Annotated in this window: 15 protein-coding genes; 11 read left to right on the top strand and 4 right to left on the bottom strand. The window is 52.4% G+C overall.

The features are described from left to right. Nucleotides 1–7: 7 nt before the first annotated feature. Entirely contained in the window at nt 8–376 is a 369-nt protein-coding gene (locus ACTL32_RS15685; protein WP_441342358.1) for a hypothetical protein, read from the top strand. A 59-nt stretch (nt 377–435) separates the two neighbouring features. On the opposite strand, the gene ACTL32_RS15680 is transcribed toward ACTL32_RS15685, so the two are convergent. Next, entirely contained in the window at nt 436–990 is a 555-nt protein-coding gene (locus ACTL32_RS15680) for a competence protein ComK (RefSeq protein ID WP_204893012.1), read from the bottom strand. 353 nt (nt 991–1,343) lie between these two features. On the opposite strand from ACTL32_RS15680, the gene ACTL32_RS15675 reads away from it, so the two are divergent. The 5 genes from ACTL32_RS15675 (at nt 1,344) to ACTL32_RS15655 (ending at nt 9,341) form a co-directional block, all read left to right on the top strand. Further along, complete coding sequence (locus tag ACTL32_RS15675; protein WP_204893013.1) at nt 1,344–1,583, top strand: IDEAL domain-containing protein; 240 nt, start codon at nt 1,344–1,346, stop codon at nt 1,581–1,583. Nucleotides 1,584–1,803: 220 nt separating this feature from the next. Then, a complete protein-coding gene (uvrB, locus tag ACTL32_RS15670) occupies nt 1,804–3,786 on the top strand; it encodes an excinuclease ABC subunit UvrB (protein ID WP_441342357.1) in 1,983 nt (660 codons plus the stop codon). Nucleotides 3,787–3,792: 6 nt separating this feature from the next. Then, nucleotides 3,793–6,678, top strand: a complete 2,886-nt coding sequence (gene uvrA, locus ACTL32_RS15665) for an excinuclease ABC subunit UvrA (RefSeq protein WP_441342356.1) — start codon at nt 3,793–3,795, stop codon at nt 6,676–6,678. 101 nt (nt 6,679–6,779) lie between these two features. Continuing rightward, nucleotides 6,780–7,940, top strand: coding sequence for a DUF4097 family beta strand repeat-containing protein (locus ACTL32_RS15660; RefSeq protein WP_441342355.1), 1,161 nt, complete (start codon nt 6,780–6,782; stop codon nt 7,938–7,940). 159 nt (nt 7,941–8,099) lie between these two features. Further along, a complete protein-coding gene (locus tag ACTL32_RS15655; protein WP_441342354.1) occupies nt 8,100–9,341 on the top strand; it encodes a M20/M25/M40 family metallo-hydrolase in 1,242 nt (413 codons plus the stop codon). A 304-nt stretch (nt 9,342–9,645) separates the two neighbouring features. Here the strand turns inward: ACTL32_RS15655 and ACTL32_RS15650 are convergent, their stop codons facing one another. The 3 genes from ACTL32_RS15650 to ACTL32_RS15640 form a co-directional block, all read right to left on the bottom strand. Then, the gene (locus ACTL32_RS15650; protein WP_441342353.1) at nt 9,646–10,071 is read right to left on the bottom strand and encodes a DUF1801 domain-containing protein; all 426 of its coding nucleotides are present in this window, start codon (nt 10,069–10,071) and stop codon (nt 9,646–9,648) included. A gap of 26 nt (nt 10,072–10,097) precedes the next feature. Continuing rightward, complete coding sequence (locus ACTL32_RS15645) at nt 10,098–12,050, bottom strand: GTP-binding protein (protein ID WP_441342352.1); 1,953 nt, start codon at nt 12,048–12,050, stop codon at nt 10,098–10,100. Between the two features lie 96 nt (nt 12,051–12,146). Continuing rightward, the gene (locus ACTL32_RS15640; RefSeq protein ID WP_441342351.1) at nt 12,147–12,692 is read right to left on the bottom strand and encodes an N-acetylmuramoyl-L-alanine amidase family protein; all 546 of its coding nucleotides are present in this window, start codon (nt 12,690–12,692) and stop codon (nt 12,147–12,149) included. A 153-nt stretch (nt 12,693–12,845) separates the two neighbouring features. On the opposite strand from ACTL32_RS15640, the gene hprK reads away from it, so the two are divergent. Genes hprK through ACTL32_RS15615 form a run of 5 tightly spaced genes read left to right on the top strand, consistent with a single transcriptional unit; the run spans nt 12,846 to nt 16,715 of the window. Then, the gene (gene hprK, locus ACTL32_RS15635; RefSeq protein WP_441342350.1) at nt 12,846–13,772 is read left to right on the top strand and encodes an HPr(Ser) kinase/phosphatase; all 927 of its coding nucleotides are present in this window, start codon (nt 12,846–12,848) and stop codon (nt 13,770–13,772) included. A 21-nt stretch (nt 13,773–13,793) separates the two neighbouring features. Next, nucleotides 13,794–14,606 carry a prolipoprotein diacylglyceryl transferase gene (lgt, locus tag ACTL32_RS15630; protein ID WP_441342349.1) on the top strand — a complete coding sequence of 271 codons (813 nt, stop codon included), beginning with the start codon at nt 13,794–13,796 and terminating at the stop codon, nt 14,604–14,606. 14 nt (nt 14,607–14,620) lie between these two features. Continuing rightward, nucleotides 14,621–15,556 carry a nucleoside recognition domain-containing protein gene (locus ACTL32_RS15625; protein WP_441342348.1) on the top strand — a complete coding sequence of 312 codons (936 nt, stop codon included), beginning with the start codon at nt 14,621–14,623 and terminating at the stop codon, nt 15,554–15,556. Further along, a complete protein-coding gene (ppaX, locus tag ACTL32_RS15620) occupies nt 15,553–16,206 on the top strand; it encodes a pyrophosphatase PpaX (RefSeq protein WP_441342347.1) in 654 nt (217 codons plus the stop codon). The genes ACTL32_RS15625 and ppaX overlap by 4 nt, the downstream gene beginning before the upstream one ends. Continuing rightward, nucleotides 16,203–16,715: an acyltransferase gene (locus ACTL32_RS15615; RefSeq protein ID WP_204893025.1), complete on the top strand. Its 513-nt coding sequence runs from the start codon at nt 16,203–16,205 to the stop codon at nt 16,713–16,715. The genes ppaX and ACTL32_RS15615 overlap by 4 nt, the downstream gene beginning before the upstream one ends. Nucleotides 16,716–16,861: the final 146 nt, after the last annotated feature.

Below are 16,861 nucleotides of genomic sequence, written 5' to 3'. Positions count from 1 at the left end.
GTTAATCATGCCGTTGATCTCACAAGAGGAAATCGTCCATTTCGAAAATGCGATTTATTTGCCGATGGTGCTGATTGTGCTGGAGCGCGACCGCCTGTTATTTGAAAAAGGATCTTTCAAGCTGAACCGCCCGTATCTGGAACTGGTGGAAGGGGCAATCCGGCACGTGCAGCAGGAGCTGAAGGAAACGAAGATCCATATGCGCAAGCACCATATGAAAATGTTCAAGGGCGCACGCGACGATACGTTCACCGAGTTCGTCTTCTTCCACGGGGGCTATGAAGACCATCGGCGCTATCTGAATGTGCGGCTGCGCAACCGGGTGGAGGAACTTCTGCGGATGTATCTGGCGATGGCAAACCGGGAGATGCGATGAACGGAAAAGACGAAAAAAAAGAGGCTGACTAAAGTCTGCCTCTCGTGTATTCCATTCCATCAATCCATAGGATGTTGCTTTCTTGGCGGATACCTGCGCTTCGTCAAATAAACCATTTGGTGCTTGTGCACTTGTTGTGCATTTTTGAAAAATCTCCGCAGCGAGCCTGCAAACGAGTGCTGGTTCCGAAGGGCGATTGGTGAAACATCAAGCGGCACGATAGCGCCGTTGCTCAAGTGGATCAATGTTCCCTTGCCGCTGTCGTCGCTGTCGATCAGTTCAACGGCATCGAAGTTGAGCCAGACCGAGTCGCGGTTCTTCGGCGAATGGGTCGGAAAGAAAATCAGTGGATTGCCATAATACTCGCCGATGATGACCGGCGGTTTGTGTTTGACCCGGATGGCCTTTTGGGAATAGAGCGTGGCACTCTCAAGCGAACCTCTATAGAATGTACAGGAGGAACTGACGATTTTATAGACCGATTCCTCCACGACGAATTCGCTGCGGTCTTCAATTACCCGAGTCCAGTTCCGATGGCCATCCACATACGGTAAAAGTGCATACGTGTTGCTGCAAATCGTATAGGACAAGGGCTGATAATTCTTTCTGCCCAATATAATACACCCCTCAAATTTACTATATATATAACATTATAAGGAAAATGCCAGATTAATCAATCCATTAAAATGGAAAATATAAATTTTTCTGAAAAAATGAGGTGCAACCGAAAATGCCGGCTGGAGAAGGGCCAAGAGAAATCGCGATGCTCTCTGTTCTGAACCAGCCGATTGGAAAAGCAAGCGCCCAAAATAGGAGCGAACAGAAAATACATAAGAAACAACCGGAAAAGCACAGAAAAAACACCCGCTGAAAACTAATGCGTCTAATTCATTGGAATTTTCAAAAAACGATTGTCCTTTGGATTTTTTTATTGTATACTAATGAAAAGCATTCGGGGTGATGAAGAATGGAAAACTATTATTCTTATGCTGATTTCATGAAGGCGATGGCCCAGACAAAGAAAACGACTGAAGCGGAAAAACTGCTGAACGATATTTATCTTGATCTTTTCCTAAAGCATGTTCACCGTTCGCAGCAAGAAGAGCAATTGATGGCCCTCATCGACGAAGCCCTGGACAATAACGACCGAAACGCATTTATCAAGTACAGCGACCAATTAAAAGCATTGAAACGTGAAGATGAATAGATAAAGATGCTCCTTTCGGGGGGTGTTCAATAAAAGGCGCAGCGGACCCAAAGTCCGCTGCGCCTTTTATATTTCCGCCGGAATTTCAGGCGCTTGTCTGGAAATCCGGTTTTGATTTGCCAAGAAAAGCACCAAAAAAACATACGTTCGCTTTTTGTTAGGGGTTTTTTTAGGGCATATGATAAAATAGAGAGACTGAACGAACGGGAGGACATCTATTATGAAACAGGAATTCAACCTGCAAGCGCCCTATGAACCGGCAGGCGATCAGCCGGCAGCGATTGCCGAACTGACCCAAGGTATCATCAACGGCAAGAAATGCCAGACCTTGCTTGGTGCGACCGGAACGGGGAAAACGTACACCATGTCGAACGTCATCCAGCAAGTGAAAAAGCCGACGCTCGTCATGGCACACAATAAAACATTAGCCGGACAGCTCTACAGCGAGTTCAAGGAATTTTTCCCTGACAATGCGGTTGAGTATTTTGTCAGTTACTACGATTATTATCAGCCGGAGGCTTATGTGCCGCAATCCGATACCTTTATCGAAAAAGATGCCAGCATCAACGATGAAATCGATAAATTGCGCCACTCGGCAACAAGTTCGCTGTTTGAACGCGACGACGTCATCGTCATCGCTTCGGTCTCCTGCATCTACGGCCTCGGTTCGCCGAAAGAGTACCGGGAGCTCGTCGTTTCCCTCCGCAAAGGGATGGAGATCGAACGCAACCAGCTGCTCCGCAAGCTGGTAGATGTACAGTATGAACGGAATGACATCAACTTCATCCGCGGGACGTTCCGCGTGCGCGGCGATGTCGTCGAAATCTTCCCGGCTTCACGCGATGAGCGTTGCTTGCGCGTCGAATTTTTCGGCGACGAAATCGACCGCATCCGAGAAGTGGACGCCTTGACCGGCGAAATCATCGGCGAGCGCGAGCATGTCGCCATCTTCCCGGCATCCCACTTTGTTACGCGCGAAGACAAAATGGTCAAAGCGATCGAAAACATTGAAGTGGAACTGGAAGAACGCCTGAAAGAATTGCGTGCAGAAGACAAGCTGCTCGAAGCGCAGCGTCTGGAGCAGCGGACGCGCTATGACTTGGAAATGATGCGCGAGATGGGCTTCTGTTCCGGAATCGAGAACTATTCCCGCCATTTGACGCTCCGTCCGGCAGGGGCGCAGCCTTATACGCTCATCGATTACTTCCCGGAAGACTTCCTGCTAGTGGTGGATGAAAGCCACGTGACGCTGCCACAGGTGCGGGGGATGTTCAACGGGGACCAAGCGCGCAAGAAAGTGCTCGTCGACCACGGCTTCCGCCTGCCGTCGGCGATGGACAACCGGCCGTTGACGTTTGATGAATTCGAAGAACATATCCACCAGGCAGTGTTCGTCTCTGCCACGCCGGGTCCATACGAACTGGAACACACGCCGGAAATGGTGGAGCAGATCATCCGGCCGACGGGACTTCTGGACCCGACCATCGAAGTGCGCCCGATTGAAGGGCAGATCGATGACCTGATGGATGAAATCCACCAGCGCACCGAACGCAATGAACGGGTGCTCGTAACGACGCTGACGAAGAAGATGTCGGAAGACTTGACCGCATACTTAAAAGAAGCCGGTATCAAAGTGAATTACCTGCATTCGGAAATCAAGACGCTGGAGCGGATTGAAATCATCCGGGAATTGCGGATGGGCGTCTATGACGTATTGGTCGGCATCAACTTGCTGCGGGAAGGGCTTGATATTCCGGAAGTATCGCTTGTCACCATACTCGATGCCGATAAAGAAGGGTTCTTGCGCTCGGAGCGTTCGCTCATCCAGACGATGGGGCGTGCCGCGCGGAATTCCAACGGCCACGTCATCATGTATGCCGATAGAATGACCGATTCGATGGAAAAAGCGATTGGCGAAACGACCCGCCGCCGGACAATCCAGGCAGCATATAATGAAGAACACGGCATTACGCCGATTACGATACAGAAGAAAATCCGGGATGTCATCCGGGCAACGGTCGCTGCAGAAGAAGCGGAAGAATATGTTTCCAAAGCAGCAGCCGGCAAGAAACTCAAAAAAGAAGACCGCGTGAAACTCATCACGCTGCTCGAAAAAGAAATGAAGGAAGCGGCAAAAGCGCTTGATTTTGAACGGGCGGCGGAGCTGCGCGATACAGTCCTTGAATTGAAAGCGGAAGGGTGATTAGGTTTGAAAAACCAGGAAATACGCATACAAGGCGCACGGGCGCATAACTTGAAAAATATCGATGTCGTCATCCCGCGCGACCAGCTGGTCGTCATGACCGGCTTGTCGGGCTCTGGGAAGTCGTCGCTCGCGTTCGATACCATTTACGCAGAAGGGCAGCGGAGATATGTGGAATCGCTGTCTTCTTATGCACGGCAATTCCTAGGGCAAATGGACAAGCCGGACGTCGATTTGATCGAAGGGCTGTCGCCTGCAATCTCGATTGACCAGAAGACAACTAGCAAAAACCCGCGGTCCACAGTAGCGACCGTAACGGAAATCTATGATTATATGCGTTTGATGTATGCCCGCATCGGCAAGCCGATCTGTCCGAACCACGGCATCGAGATCTCTTCACAGACAATCGAGCAGATGGTCGACCGCCTCGTGGTTTATCCGGAACGCACCAAGATGCAGATTCTGGCGCCGATCGTGGCTGGGCGGAAAGGGACGCATGCCAAGCTTCTTGAAGACATCAAAAAGCAGGGCTATGTCCGTGTCCGCATCAACGGCGACCTGATCGACCTGGATGACGACATCGATCTGGATAAAAATAAAAAACACAATATCGAAGTGGTCATCGACCGCATCATTATGAAAGAAGGCATCGCGCCGCGCCTCAGCGACTCGCTGGAATCGGCGCTGCGCCTCGCCGATGGCCGGGTGCTGGTGGATGTAATGGAACAGGAGGAATTGCTGTTCAGCGAACACCACGCCTGCCCGATTTGCGGGTTCTCCATCGGCGAGCTCGAACCGCGGATGTTCTCGTTCAACTCGCCGTTCGGCGCTTGCCCGGAATGTGACGGAATCGGACATAAGCTGGAAGTCGACCCTGAACTGGTCATCCCTGACTGGACGCTGTCATTGAACCAGGGCGCCATCGTGCCGTGGCAGCCGACAAGTTCGCAGTATTACCCGCAGCTCTTGAAAGCGATCTGCAAGCATTACAAAATCGATATGGATGTGGCGATGAACGAGCTGCCGGAAGAACATATCAACATCTTGCTCCATGGATCCGGCAACGATAAAATCCGTTTCCGCTATGAAAACGACTACGGGCAGATCAGGGACAACCATATCCATTTCGAAGGCGTGCTCTCAAACGTCGACCGGCGCTTCCGGGATACATCGTCTGATTGGATCCGTGAACAGATGGAGAAATACATGGGCGAACAGCCATGTCCGACGTGCCATGGCTACCGGTTGAAACCGGAATCGCTTGCCGTCAAATTGAACGGCCTGCACATTGCAGAAGTATCCCAGTATTCCATTGTGGAAGCCGATCAATTTTTCAGCGGCTTGGAGCTGTCTGAAAAAGACAAGCAGATTGCGGCTATGATCCTCCGGGAAATCAATGAACGCCTGGGATTCCTGATCAATGTCGGCCTCGACTACTTGACGTTGAACCGGGCATCTGGCACCTTGTCAGGCGGAGAAGCACAGCGGATCCGTCTGGCGACGCAAATCGGCTCTCGTCTGACCGGCGTCTTGTATATCCTGGATGAACCGTCGATCGGCCTGCACCAGCGGGACAACGACCGCCTCATCAATACGCTGAAGAGCATGCGCGATATCGGCAATACGTTGATCGTTGTCGAACACGATGAAGACACCATGATGGCGGCCGATTACTTGATCGATGTCGGGCCGGGCGCAGGTGTCCATGGCGGCGAGATCATCGCAGCCGGTACGCCGGAGAAAGTCATGAAAAACAAGAAATCGTTGACTGGGCAGTACTTGAGCGGCAAAAAATTCATCCCGCTGCCGGCAGAGCGCAGAAAGCCGGATGGCCGTGAGATATCAATCCGCGGCGCCAATGAAAACAATTTGAAAAAAGTGGATGTGGACATTCCGCTGGGGCTATTCACAGCCGTAACCGGTGTTTCAGGATCCGGCAAAAGTACGCTGATCAACGAAATTCTCTATAAATCGCTGGCGCAGAAACTGAACCGCGCAAAGACACGGCCGGGTCAGCATGTGTCAGTGGACGGCATCGAAGCGCTTGAAAAAGTCATCGACATCGACCAGTCGCCGATCGGCCGGACGCCGCGGTCGAATCCGGCAACCTACACCGGAGTGTTCGATGATATCCGCGACGTCTACGCCACGACGAATGAAGCAAAAGTGCGCGGCTATAAAAAAGGACGCTTCAGCTTCAACGTCAAGGGCGGACGCTGTGAAGCATGCCGCGGAGATGGTATTATTAAAATAGAAATGCACTTCCTGCCGGATGTCTATGTGCCGTGTGAAGTCTGCCACGGCAAACGCTATAACCGGGAAACACTCGAAGTGAAGTATAAGGATAAGAACATTTCGGATGTCCTGGAAATGACAGTTGAAGATGCGTCTTCCTTCTTCGAAAACATTCCGAAGATCAGCCGCAAGCTGAAGACGATCGTAGATGTCGGCCTCGGCTATATCACCCTCGGCCAGCCGGCAACAACGTTGTCGGGCGGGGAAGCGCAGCGCGTCAAACTGGCATCAGAACTGCACAAGCGGTCCAACGGCAAATCGTTCTACATTTTGGATGAGCCGACAACCGGGCTCCATGCGGACGATATTTCGCGTCTGCTCCTCGTCCTGCAGCGCCTCGTCGATAATGGGGATACCGTCTTGACCATCGAACACAACCTTGATGTCATCAAAACGGCCGATTATATCATCGACTTGGGGCCGGAAGGCGGAGACAAAGGCGGCACGATTGTCGCGACAGGCACCCCTGAAGACATTGCGGCAGTCAAAGGTTCATATACCGGCAAGTATCTGAGCCCAATTCTGGAGCGCGACCGTGCACGCATGGAAACGCTTGTGAAGAAAGCATCGACCCGCAGGAAAAAAGTGGCGAAGTGAAACTTTTTGCCGCCCGGAACGTATCAATTAGAAGAATACACAGATCGGTTCATGTCTAGCTGCCGCTTTTCAAGAAACCGACAATGAGGAGGCCGCAATACATGCAAAGCGAAAAAGAACGCATTTTAGACATGGTGGAAAATGGCACCATCTCAGCAAGAGAAGCAGTCGAATTATTGAAAGCGATAGACGGCGGCGGAAGCCAGTCCTCACGCGATTCCTACAGCCGTGAAGACTACCGTGAAAAACGCGGGAAACGGGGCTTTTTCCGTCCGGAAGACATGGTCAAGAGAATGTCGAAGGACTTCACAAAAGATTTCTCGAAAAATGTTTCAAAAGACTTGAACCAGTTGAGCGACCGCATGATGGAATTCATGCAGACATCGGTCAGCAAGCTGAAAACGATGGAATTCGATACGCCGTTCGGCGAAGCTTACCAATTCCATCATACATTCCGCCAGGAGAACGTGAACATCAGCAATATCATTGCGGACATCGCAAACGGACAACTGGAAATCTTTCCGTCCCAAGACGATTCGATCCGTGCGGAATGCAGCGTCAAGGCGTTCCGTTCCGAGTCGGAAATGCAGGCGAAAGAAGACTTCCTGGACAAGTTCGTATTTATTGCGGATGACCAGAAGTTGCGCATCATCAGCGACATGAAAACGACCCAGGTCAATGTCGTGCTATACGTTCCGGAAAAATCCTACGAACACATCACGGCCCGTTTGTTCAACGGCGGATTTGCCTTGAAGCGCATTGATGCAGATGTCATCAAAGTGAAGACGGCCAATGGCAAAATCGATGTGAAAAATGTCGGCTTCCGGACAGCGGAACTTGAGACGGCGAACGGCGCCATCCAAGTGCAGGAAGTGGTCGGCAAGCAATTGGAAGCTGAAACATTGAACGGCCGCGTCTACGTAGATGGCGACATCCAGACGGCGGAAACGAAATCGTTGAACGGCAATATTGTCGTCACTTCCCGCTGTAAGGATGCCCGCAAAGTCGAAGCGAAGACGCTTGCAGGAAATGTGGAAATCTACATTCCTTCCCACTTGCCATTGAGAGGCGAATTATCTTCAAATCTTGGCAAGATGGACTTGCTGCTTCCCGACGTTGAATATACCCATGAACAGGGGCAATTCATGCAAAAAGCGATCCACTTCAGCAAGGACAGCGGAGAGCCTGTTCCTGCACCGCTGCTCGTCTACGGAGAAACCAAAACAGGTTCTGTCCTGGTGCGTTATTTAACAATCGATTGATGGAAAACACCGGTGCGCAATTCGCGTGCCGGCTTTTTTCTATGGGTTGAGCTTCCGGAACCGATGCGCTAATGTAAAAGGCAGGGACAACAAGCAATCAACCGTCTGCCCGTCAGTAACATTGAACGGGCAGACGGCCTTAATGAAAGGGGATGCGGGATGGAAAAATCGATCATTTCAACGGAAATCAAGGAAGCATTCAACAAACTCGCCGAACATGAGGGCGTGAAAAAGGGCTTGGCATTCATTGAAGGGGACCATGGAAAGACCGTCCGCGAACAAATCGCCCTCACAGAAATTCCCGCGCCGCCTTTCAAGGAAGAAACGCGTGCTGCGGACTTCAAGCGGCGCCTGGAAGAGCTCGGGCTCCAAGAGGTGCAGAGCGACGCTGAAGGGAATGTATTCGGCATCCGGCCGGGAAGAGGTGCAGGGCCGAAGATCTTTGTCTCAGCGCATCTGGATACGGTCTTTCCGGAAGGGACGGATACGACGGTGCAGGAAAAGGACGGGGTTCTGCATGCGCCGGGCATCGGAGACGATACCCGGGGACTGGCTGAACTTCTGGCCGTGGTGCGGGCGATGGACGAGGCGGAGATTCCCAATGCCGGCGACATCATTTTTGGCGGAACTGTAGGGGAAGAAGGGGCCGGGGATCTGCGCGGCGTCAAGGCGTTTTTTGCGGAACATGACGACATTGATGCATTTGTCTCCATGGATGGTGAAGGCGATAACCACATTATTTACAAGGCGACCGGCAGTTACCGGTACACCGTTACATACAAAGGGCCGGGCGGCCATAGTTTTGCAGCTTTCGGCACGCCGAGCGCGACCCATGCATTGGGACGTGCCATTGGTGCAATCGCGGATCTCCAAACTCCGGAGAATCCGAAGACCACTTTTTCCGTCGGGGAAGTGATTGGCGGAACGTCAGTCAATGCAATCGCCCAGGAAGCATCCATGGCAGTGGATCTGCGCTCGAATGACCGAGCGGAATTGGAGAAGCTCGATGCGGTATTTCTGGACATTGCCAAAAAGGCGGCAGCCGATGAAAATGCACGCTGGGGAGATGACCGGCTGGTTGTCGACATCAAGCGGTTCGGAAACCGCGCGCCGGCAAGCCAGCCGGCAGATGCGCCGATTGTGCAAATTGCGGCCGCAGCTGTAGAAGCGATCGGCAAAGTCCCTGAGCTTGGCGATCCCAGCAGCACCGATTCCAATTTGCCGATGAGCCGGGGCATTCCGTCAATCACGATCGGATTGGGCGGGAAATTCGGAGGCGCCCATACCTTGGAAGAGTGGCATGATCCCAAAGACGGCCATCTGGCGATTCAGAAGAGCTTTTTGACGATCCTTGGCATAGTCGGCGTTGAAAACGTCATCCCGCCGCTTCTTAAGAAATGAAAAAATCCCGGAAGGCCGCAGCCTTTCGGGATTTTTTACTTGTTGAGAAAAATATATAGTTTGTCATTTAATTGTTAAACCAATATTCTGCAAACAGCTCCGTTAAACCATGTGCTCCTGCAGCGCTACTCGCTTCGCCGCACATAATTGAGAAAGCCTCTCCAGCGCCGGCGCGTCCACGGGCTGGGCGACGAGCTTGCGCAGGAGCAATCGTCTTTGCCCTTCCCAAAGCGGCCGAAGCGGGTTAAAAAGTTTGTTTCGTTAATAAACTTATCTCTAGAAGGTTTCTCGACAGACTGATACCTTAAGCTTTTTCCGGATACAGCTCTTGCAGAAATGTGATGGATTGGGTGATCAGTTCCTTGAGGACATCGAGGTCGACGTCTTCGGTTTTGTTAAAGTAGACGCAGGCTTTGCCGCTCGTGTGTTTGCCGAGGCGTGCCAGCAGCGGTCCGCGGTCAGGATCGCCGGTCGCGAAGTAAAGGCTGGTTTTCGCCTTGCGCGGCGAGAATCCGACAAGCGGGGCATCGCCCGAATGGCCGGTTGCGTAGACGTAATGGTAAGAACCGAAGCCGACAATGCTCGGTCCCCACATTTTCGCCGGATAGCCGCTGGTTTCTTTAAATAGTTCAAGCAGCTTATAAGCGTCTTGCTTTTTCTTCGTGTTTTCTACACTTTCAATAAATTCGATGACGTCCGCGTCCGTTTCTTTCGTCTTTTGCTCGTACATGTCGCATCCCTCATTCCATCGGATTTTTACAGGCAGTGCATGGCCGCTCGGGCTTCATCCCAAGGGACTTTGTATCCTTGGCCTTTGGCGCAGAATATCGAGGTGGATGTATATTCCGGATCTGCGTCTCTGTCGTAGCCGATCCGTTCGATGACTTCTGCTTCATTATGGCAGAAATCATAGCCGCCGGAAAGAAGCGAAAGTGCACCTTTTCCATGCGTGAAGGAGGCGAATTCCGTGCTGTAATTCATGAATGTCGCAACCGGCACCGTCCCTTCGATGACCGTCTTTCCGCCGCTCATTTCAGGAGCGGAGAAGCGGCCATGGGCTTGCTGGATGTCGGACAGCACTTTCCCCATATGGTCCGTATCCACTTTGATCTTGAAGCGGTATATCGGTTCAAGCAGCCGGTTGACGGCTTGTTCAAGGCCTTGGCGGAGAGCCCGATAAGCCGCTTCGCGGAAATCGCCGCCGGATGTATGCTGGTTATGGCCGCGCCCGGTCAAAAGCGTGATTTTGACGTCGGTCAGTGCCGAACCGGTGAGCAGTCCATGGTGTTCGCGTTCACTGAGATGGTGGAGCACCAGGTTCTGGTTGCCGGTGGATAAAGCGTCGGCGTGGCAGATATTCGCCAAAACAACTCCGGTCCCGCGCGGTGCGGGCTCGATTTTCAGATGGACTTCCGCATAATGGCGGAGCGGCTCAAAATGGCCGTAGCCGGTAACCGGCCCGTCGATCGTCTCTTTGTATAGGATATGCGGATCGCCGAATGTTACCGAAATGCCGAAGCGGTCCTTGATGATCGTTTCGAGCACCTCAAGCTGGATGACGCCCATCACCCGGATATGGATTTCCTGGAAATGCTCGTTCCAGTGGATGCTCAACGAAGGGTCCTCCGCATCGAGCAGCCCAAAAATCTTCAACACTTCTTTCACATGGAGGGACGGGTCGAACAGCACTTTCGACTGCAATGCCGGAACCATGGCGAAAGATGCCCGCTTTTGATGGGCGCCGAGCCCTTCGCCAATGGATGCGCTTGTAAAACCCGCAACGGCGATCAATTCGCCTGCCGCTGCTGCTTCAATTGCCTGGAATTTTTGCCCGCTGTAGCGGCGCAATTGGGTCGCTTTTTCCGTTATGCGGGCACTAGGCGGGCCGTATACGATTTCTTCCCGGACCTGGAGCCGGCCGCTGAGGATTTTCAGGAAAGTGATGCGCTGCCCGTTTTCTTCGTGCCGGATTTTATAGACTTGGGCTGCGAACGGCGCCTCTTCCATGTAGGCGGTTTCGGTCAATCGGTCAACGAGGCTGAAAAATTCGATGATGCCTTCGTCTTTCAATGCAGAGCCGCGCCCGCAGACAAACATTTCTCCGGCGGCTACCATATTTTTCAGGGCTTCAGCCCACATGCCGGGCTCATACCCGCTTTCCAGATAATGATGGAGCAGGGCTTCATTGCGTTCAGCCAGAAATTCTGCCAGCTCTTCGTTCATTTCCCCATCGCTGAATGCATCGGTGAAGTCGAAGGCATCAGGGGAGAGCGTGTTGCGGATTTCTTCCAGTACCCGCTCGGGATCAGCGCCTTCCCGGTCGGTTTTGTTCAGGAAAAAGAAGGTGGGCACCCTGTGCCGGCGCAATAATTCCCACACGGTTTCCGTATGGCCCTCGACGCCGTCGACTGCACTGACGATGATGATTGCCATATCCATCACCTGGACGGCGCGCTCCATCTCCGGAGAAAAATCGGCATGGCCCGGCGTATCGATCAAGTAATAGGATGAGCCATTATAGGAAATCATCGCCTGGTCGGCAAAGATGGTGATGCCGCGGTTCTTCTCGATGGCATGGCTGTCGAGGAACGTGTCTTTATGGTCGACGCGCCCGCGGTTCCGGATGCTGTTCGTATGGTAAAGCAATTGTTCCGAGAATGTCGTTTTCCCTGCATCGACATGCGCGAGAATTCCGATTGTCTTGTTCATATTCCACCTCTTGGGGTTCGGTCTTGCTTCAAGTGTAGCAGAAGAATAGCATTTCAAGACATAAAAAAAGCAGGAGCGGGGGCTCCTGCGGGCGAATCAAAAAGGGACGCAGCAACTCACTGCATAAGCGATGGCGCCGGCACAGCGCTTCCGGTAATGATCGGATTGGAGAAGCGCCAATTCTTCCCGGTTAGTCATAAATCCGCATTCAATGAGGACAGCTGGCATGTGCGTATCGCGCAGAACAGCGAAGTCCGCTCGTTTGACGCTGCGGTCGGGCAGCTTTACGGAGCGGACCAAAGAATGCTGAATAGCGTCCGCTGCTTGCCTGGAAAAGCCCGAGGCATTCGGGTGGATGAATGTTTCAATGCCGGCCGCCCTATTAAAAGAGTTGCCTGCTGCATTCGCATGGATGGACAGGAACAGATCTGCCCGCAGGCGGTTCGCCAGCCGGGTCCGTTCGAAGAGAGGCACGTCTTCTTCGGGATGATGGCTAAAAATTACGGTATGGCCGTCAAGCAGCAGGCGCTTCTTCAGTTCATCCGCTACAGCGGAATTGAAATGGAATTCCCGCAGCCGGCCATCCGGCGATCGTTTTCCAGGTGTGTTCGGCCCGTGGCCAGCGTCTACAATGATTTTCATTTTTTATTCCCCCTTTATGGTTTATATAGAAGAAACCGGCTGGAAAGGGGACGGAAATTCTTCAAATTGAAAGTTTCCATGTTAAAATAGGAGCAAACCGTCAGAAAGATGAAAGAATTTCAGCTTTCGGGCGTAAAAGGAATGAGGGGAAAGATGGGACAAGTTACGGCAAAACAAGTAATGGATATATTCGAATTGGATCTGGTCAGCGGACAGGAAGGGCTCGGCCGGCATATTGCCATCAGCGACATTTCGCGTCCCGGCCTTGAAATGGCGGGCTACTTTACGCATTATCCGGCAAACCGCATCCAGCTGCTCGGAAAGACAGAGCTGTCATTTTTTGCGCTTTTAGAAGCGGAGGAACGAATCGACCGCATGCTGAAGCTTTGTACGGATGAGACGCCGGCCATCATCGTTTCGCATGATATGGAAGTGCCGGCCGAACTGGTCGACGCCTCTTCAAAACGGCACGTGCCGGTATTTACGACCAAAATGTCAACGACCCGCTTTTCGAGTCTGCTGACGAATTTTCTGGAGAGCCAGCTGGCTCCGACCACGGCCGTCCATGGCGTGCTTGTTGATATTTACGGAGTCGGTGTGTTGATCACGGGGAAAAGCGGAGTCGGGAAAAGCGAGACCGCACTGGAACTGGTGAAAAAAGGGCACCGGCTTGTCGCTGATGACTGTGTGGAAATCCACCAGGAAGGCGAGAACACGCTCGTCGGGCATCCGCCGAAGTTGATCGAGCATTTATTGGAGATCCGCGGAGTCGGCATTATCGACATCATGACTTTATTCGGAGCGAGTGCAGTCCGGACATTCAAACGGATTTCGCTTGTCATCGACCTGGAATTATGGGATCCGGACAAGACCTATGACCGCCTGGGCCTGGAAGAAGAAAAGATGCGGATCATCGATACGGATCTCACCAAATTGACGATCCCGGTCCGGCCTGGCCGAAATTTATCCGTCATCATCGAAGTGGCGACGATGAACCATCGTTTGAAACGCATGGGCGTCAATGCTGCGGAAGAGTTTTCCAAGCGGCTTGACAGCGTCATCGCACAAGACACAATCTAAGGGAATTGGAAGGTGCACGTTATGTATTCATTTTTAGCTTCAATCGATCCGATCGCGTTTTCGCTTGGTCCGATCGACGTCCGCTGGTATGGCGTCATTATTGCCGCCGGCATCGTCATCGCATTTCTGGTCGGCCAACGGGAAATGGTCAAACGGGGGCTCCATCCCGATTTCCTGACGGATCTTCTTCTTTGGGCGGTGCCGCTTGCCATCGTGGGCGCCCGCATTTATTATGTCATTTTCGAGTGGGAGAACTACAAGGACAACCCTGCGGAAATTATCGCCATCTGGAATGGCGGAATCGCCATCCATGGAGCGCTGATCGCTTCGGTGATCGTTGCCTATATCTTTACGAAGCGGCGCAATACCTCGTTCCTGAAAGTGGCGGATATCCTGGCGCCAAGCATTTTGATCGGCCAGGCCGTTGGGCGCTGGGGCAACTTCATCAACCAGGAAGCACACGGCGGGGAAGTTTCCCGCGGTTTTCTCGAAAGCCTGTTCATCCCGGATTGGATCATCAATCAGATGTACATAGATGGCGCATACTATCATCCGACTTTCCTGTACGAATCGCTTTGGAGCCTGGCGGGCATCATTATCCTGCTGCTGCTCCGCCGGGCCAACCTGGTGCGCGGTGAAATCTTTTTCTTCTATGTTATATGGTATTCCTTCGGGCGCTTTTTCATCGAAGGCATGCGCACGGACAGTTTATACGTCATCGGCGAGCTGAGAGCGGCACAATTGGTGTCTGTCGTCTCGATCATCATTGCTGTAGCATTCATCATCTACCGCCGTGTAAAAATCAAAAATCCTCCGCATTATCTGGATAAATAGAAAGAAGCGATCAAATGTCGACATTAACAAAAGGCTTGCAGGCCGGGCTGAAGACCACGTGGTCGCTCGGTAAAATCATCTTCCCAATCACGCTGCTTGTGACCATGCTTCAGTTTACGCCAGTTCTGCCGTTCGTTATCGATTTGGTGGCGCCGGTCATGGGGCTGTTCGGGCTCAGCGGCGATGCTGCCATCCCGCTCGTGCTCGGCAACGCATTGAATTTATATGCTGGCATTGCGGGAATCCTGAGTTTGGAACTGACCGTTAAAGAAGTGTTCATCCTGGCAGTCATGTTATCGTTTTCCCATAACATTTTCATCGAAACCGGCGTAGCGCTCAAAGTGGGTGTCAAGCTATGGGTTGTCCTGGTCGTCCGATTCGGGCTTGCGGCAGTTTCGGGGATTGTCATCAACCTGGTTTGGAAAGGCGGCGGGGAAATCGCCCAATACGGCTTCGCTCCCGAAGCGGCTGCGGCGCCTGGAAGTTGGGGCGGCATCTTCCTGCTGGGATTGGAAAAAGCCTCGTTCGGTGTACTTCAGCTTGCGTTGGTGGTCATCCCGTTGATGATCATGATCCAAATCCTGAAAGACAAACAGTATCTGCAGCGCATCTCGGATAGCATGGGGCCGCTGACACGGCTGCTTGGCGTTCAGAAAAACGCTTCCCTGACCTTGGCTTCGGGCCTGATCTTCGGACTTGCAATGGGAGCGGGCGTCATGATCCAAGCGGTGCAGGAAGACGGCGTCAGCAAAAAAGATGCGACACTCGCCTTCATCTTCCTGGTCGCCTGCCACGCTGTGGTGGAAGATACGCTGATTTTCATTCCGCTCGGCATCCCGATCTGGCCGCTGCTCATCATCCGCATCGTCACCGCCCTCGGTTTGACGATTTTCATCTCGTACCTATGGCGCAAAAGCGAACAAAACCAAAAAGGAGTGGTGTCTACATGACAACGCCGATCCGCACGTTATTATTCGATTTTGATGGGACGCTGCTCGATACGAACGAATTGATCATCCAGACGTTCCAGGCGGTGCTCGATGAGCATTTTGCCGGCCGCTACGCCCGCGAGGACATCCTCCACTTTATCGGCCCTTCCTTGGAGCAGACGTTCACATCGATTGCACCGGATCAGGTAGAAGAACTGACGGGCAAGTACCGCGCGCTCAACAAGCTCATGCACGACGAACTGGTCGAAGAATATGACGGCGTCACGGAAACGCTGCGGCTCTTGAAAGCCCAGGGCATGAAAATGGCAATCGTTTCAACGAAACGAAATGCGACCATCCGGCACGGCCTCGACTTGATGGGGGTCTCGGATGTGTTTGAGGAAATCATCAGCCTTGACGATGTGGAAAATCCCAAACCGCATCCGGAGCCGATCCACTTGGCGCTGGAGCGCCTCGGTGCTTCCGCACAGGAATCTTTGATGATCGGCGACAATTCGCACGACATCGAAGGCGGAAAAAACGCCGGCGTCCGCACGGCAGGCGTAGCATGGTCCATTAAAGGAGAAGCATTCCTTTCCGGCTTCGGCCCGGATTATATGCTCCAGCACATCAGCGACTTGCTCGATTTGACGAAAGAAACGGCGCGATGAGAAACACCGAGCGCCATTTTGTCACCGGCCCGAATTCGCTTTGGCATATTTACAAAACCGTCCCGTTCTGGAAAGTGGCAAAGAATTTCCTCGTCATCCAGACCGCCCGCTATACGCCGTTTTTGCCGATGAAAAACTGGCTTTACAAAACATTTCTCCGGATGAAGATCGGCGAGCATTCCTCGTTCGCCTTGATGGTCATGCCGGACGTCATGTTCCCTGAAAAGATCACGGTCGGAAAAAATTCCGTCATCGGCTACAATACGACGATTTTGGCACACGAATATTTGATTAAAGAATACCGGTTAGGGGAAGTAGTAATAGGAGACGAAGTTTTGATCGGAGCCAACTCCACCATTCTGCCGGGCGTCACGATCGGGGACGGGGCCGTCATCTCAGCGGCGACGCTTGTGAACAAAGATGTGCCGCCCGGCGTGTTTGCCGGCGGTAACCCGATGAAGATCATCTATACAGCTGAAGAAATGGCAGAGCGCCAAGAAAAATCCTGATAGCCGAGTGCTCTCAGGATTTTTTTGGGTTCATCCAGTGGATGGAATAGGGGGACGGCTGGCGCAGGTTTTTCTTTTTCTTGACGGCCGGAAGGCGAATGCGATAAAATAAAATAACTTTAGCGCTCTATCACATTAGTGAGGTA

The sequence above is a fragment of the Planococcus sp. FY231025 genome, assembly GCF_052078085.1.
Taxonomy (GTDB): Bacteria; Bacillota; Bacilli; order Bacillales_A; family Planococcaceae; genus Planococcus.
The sequence above is the reverse complement of the archived record's forward strand: the minus strand, read 5'-3'. Positions and strand labels throughout refer to the sequence as shown.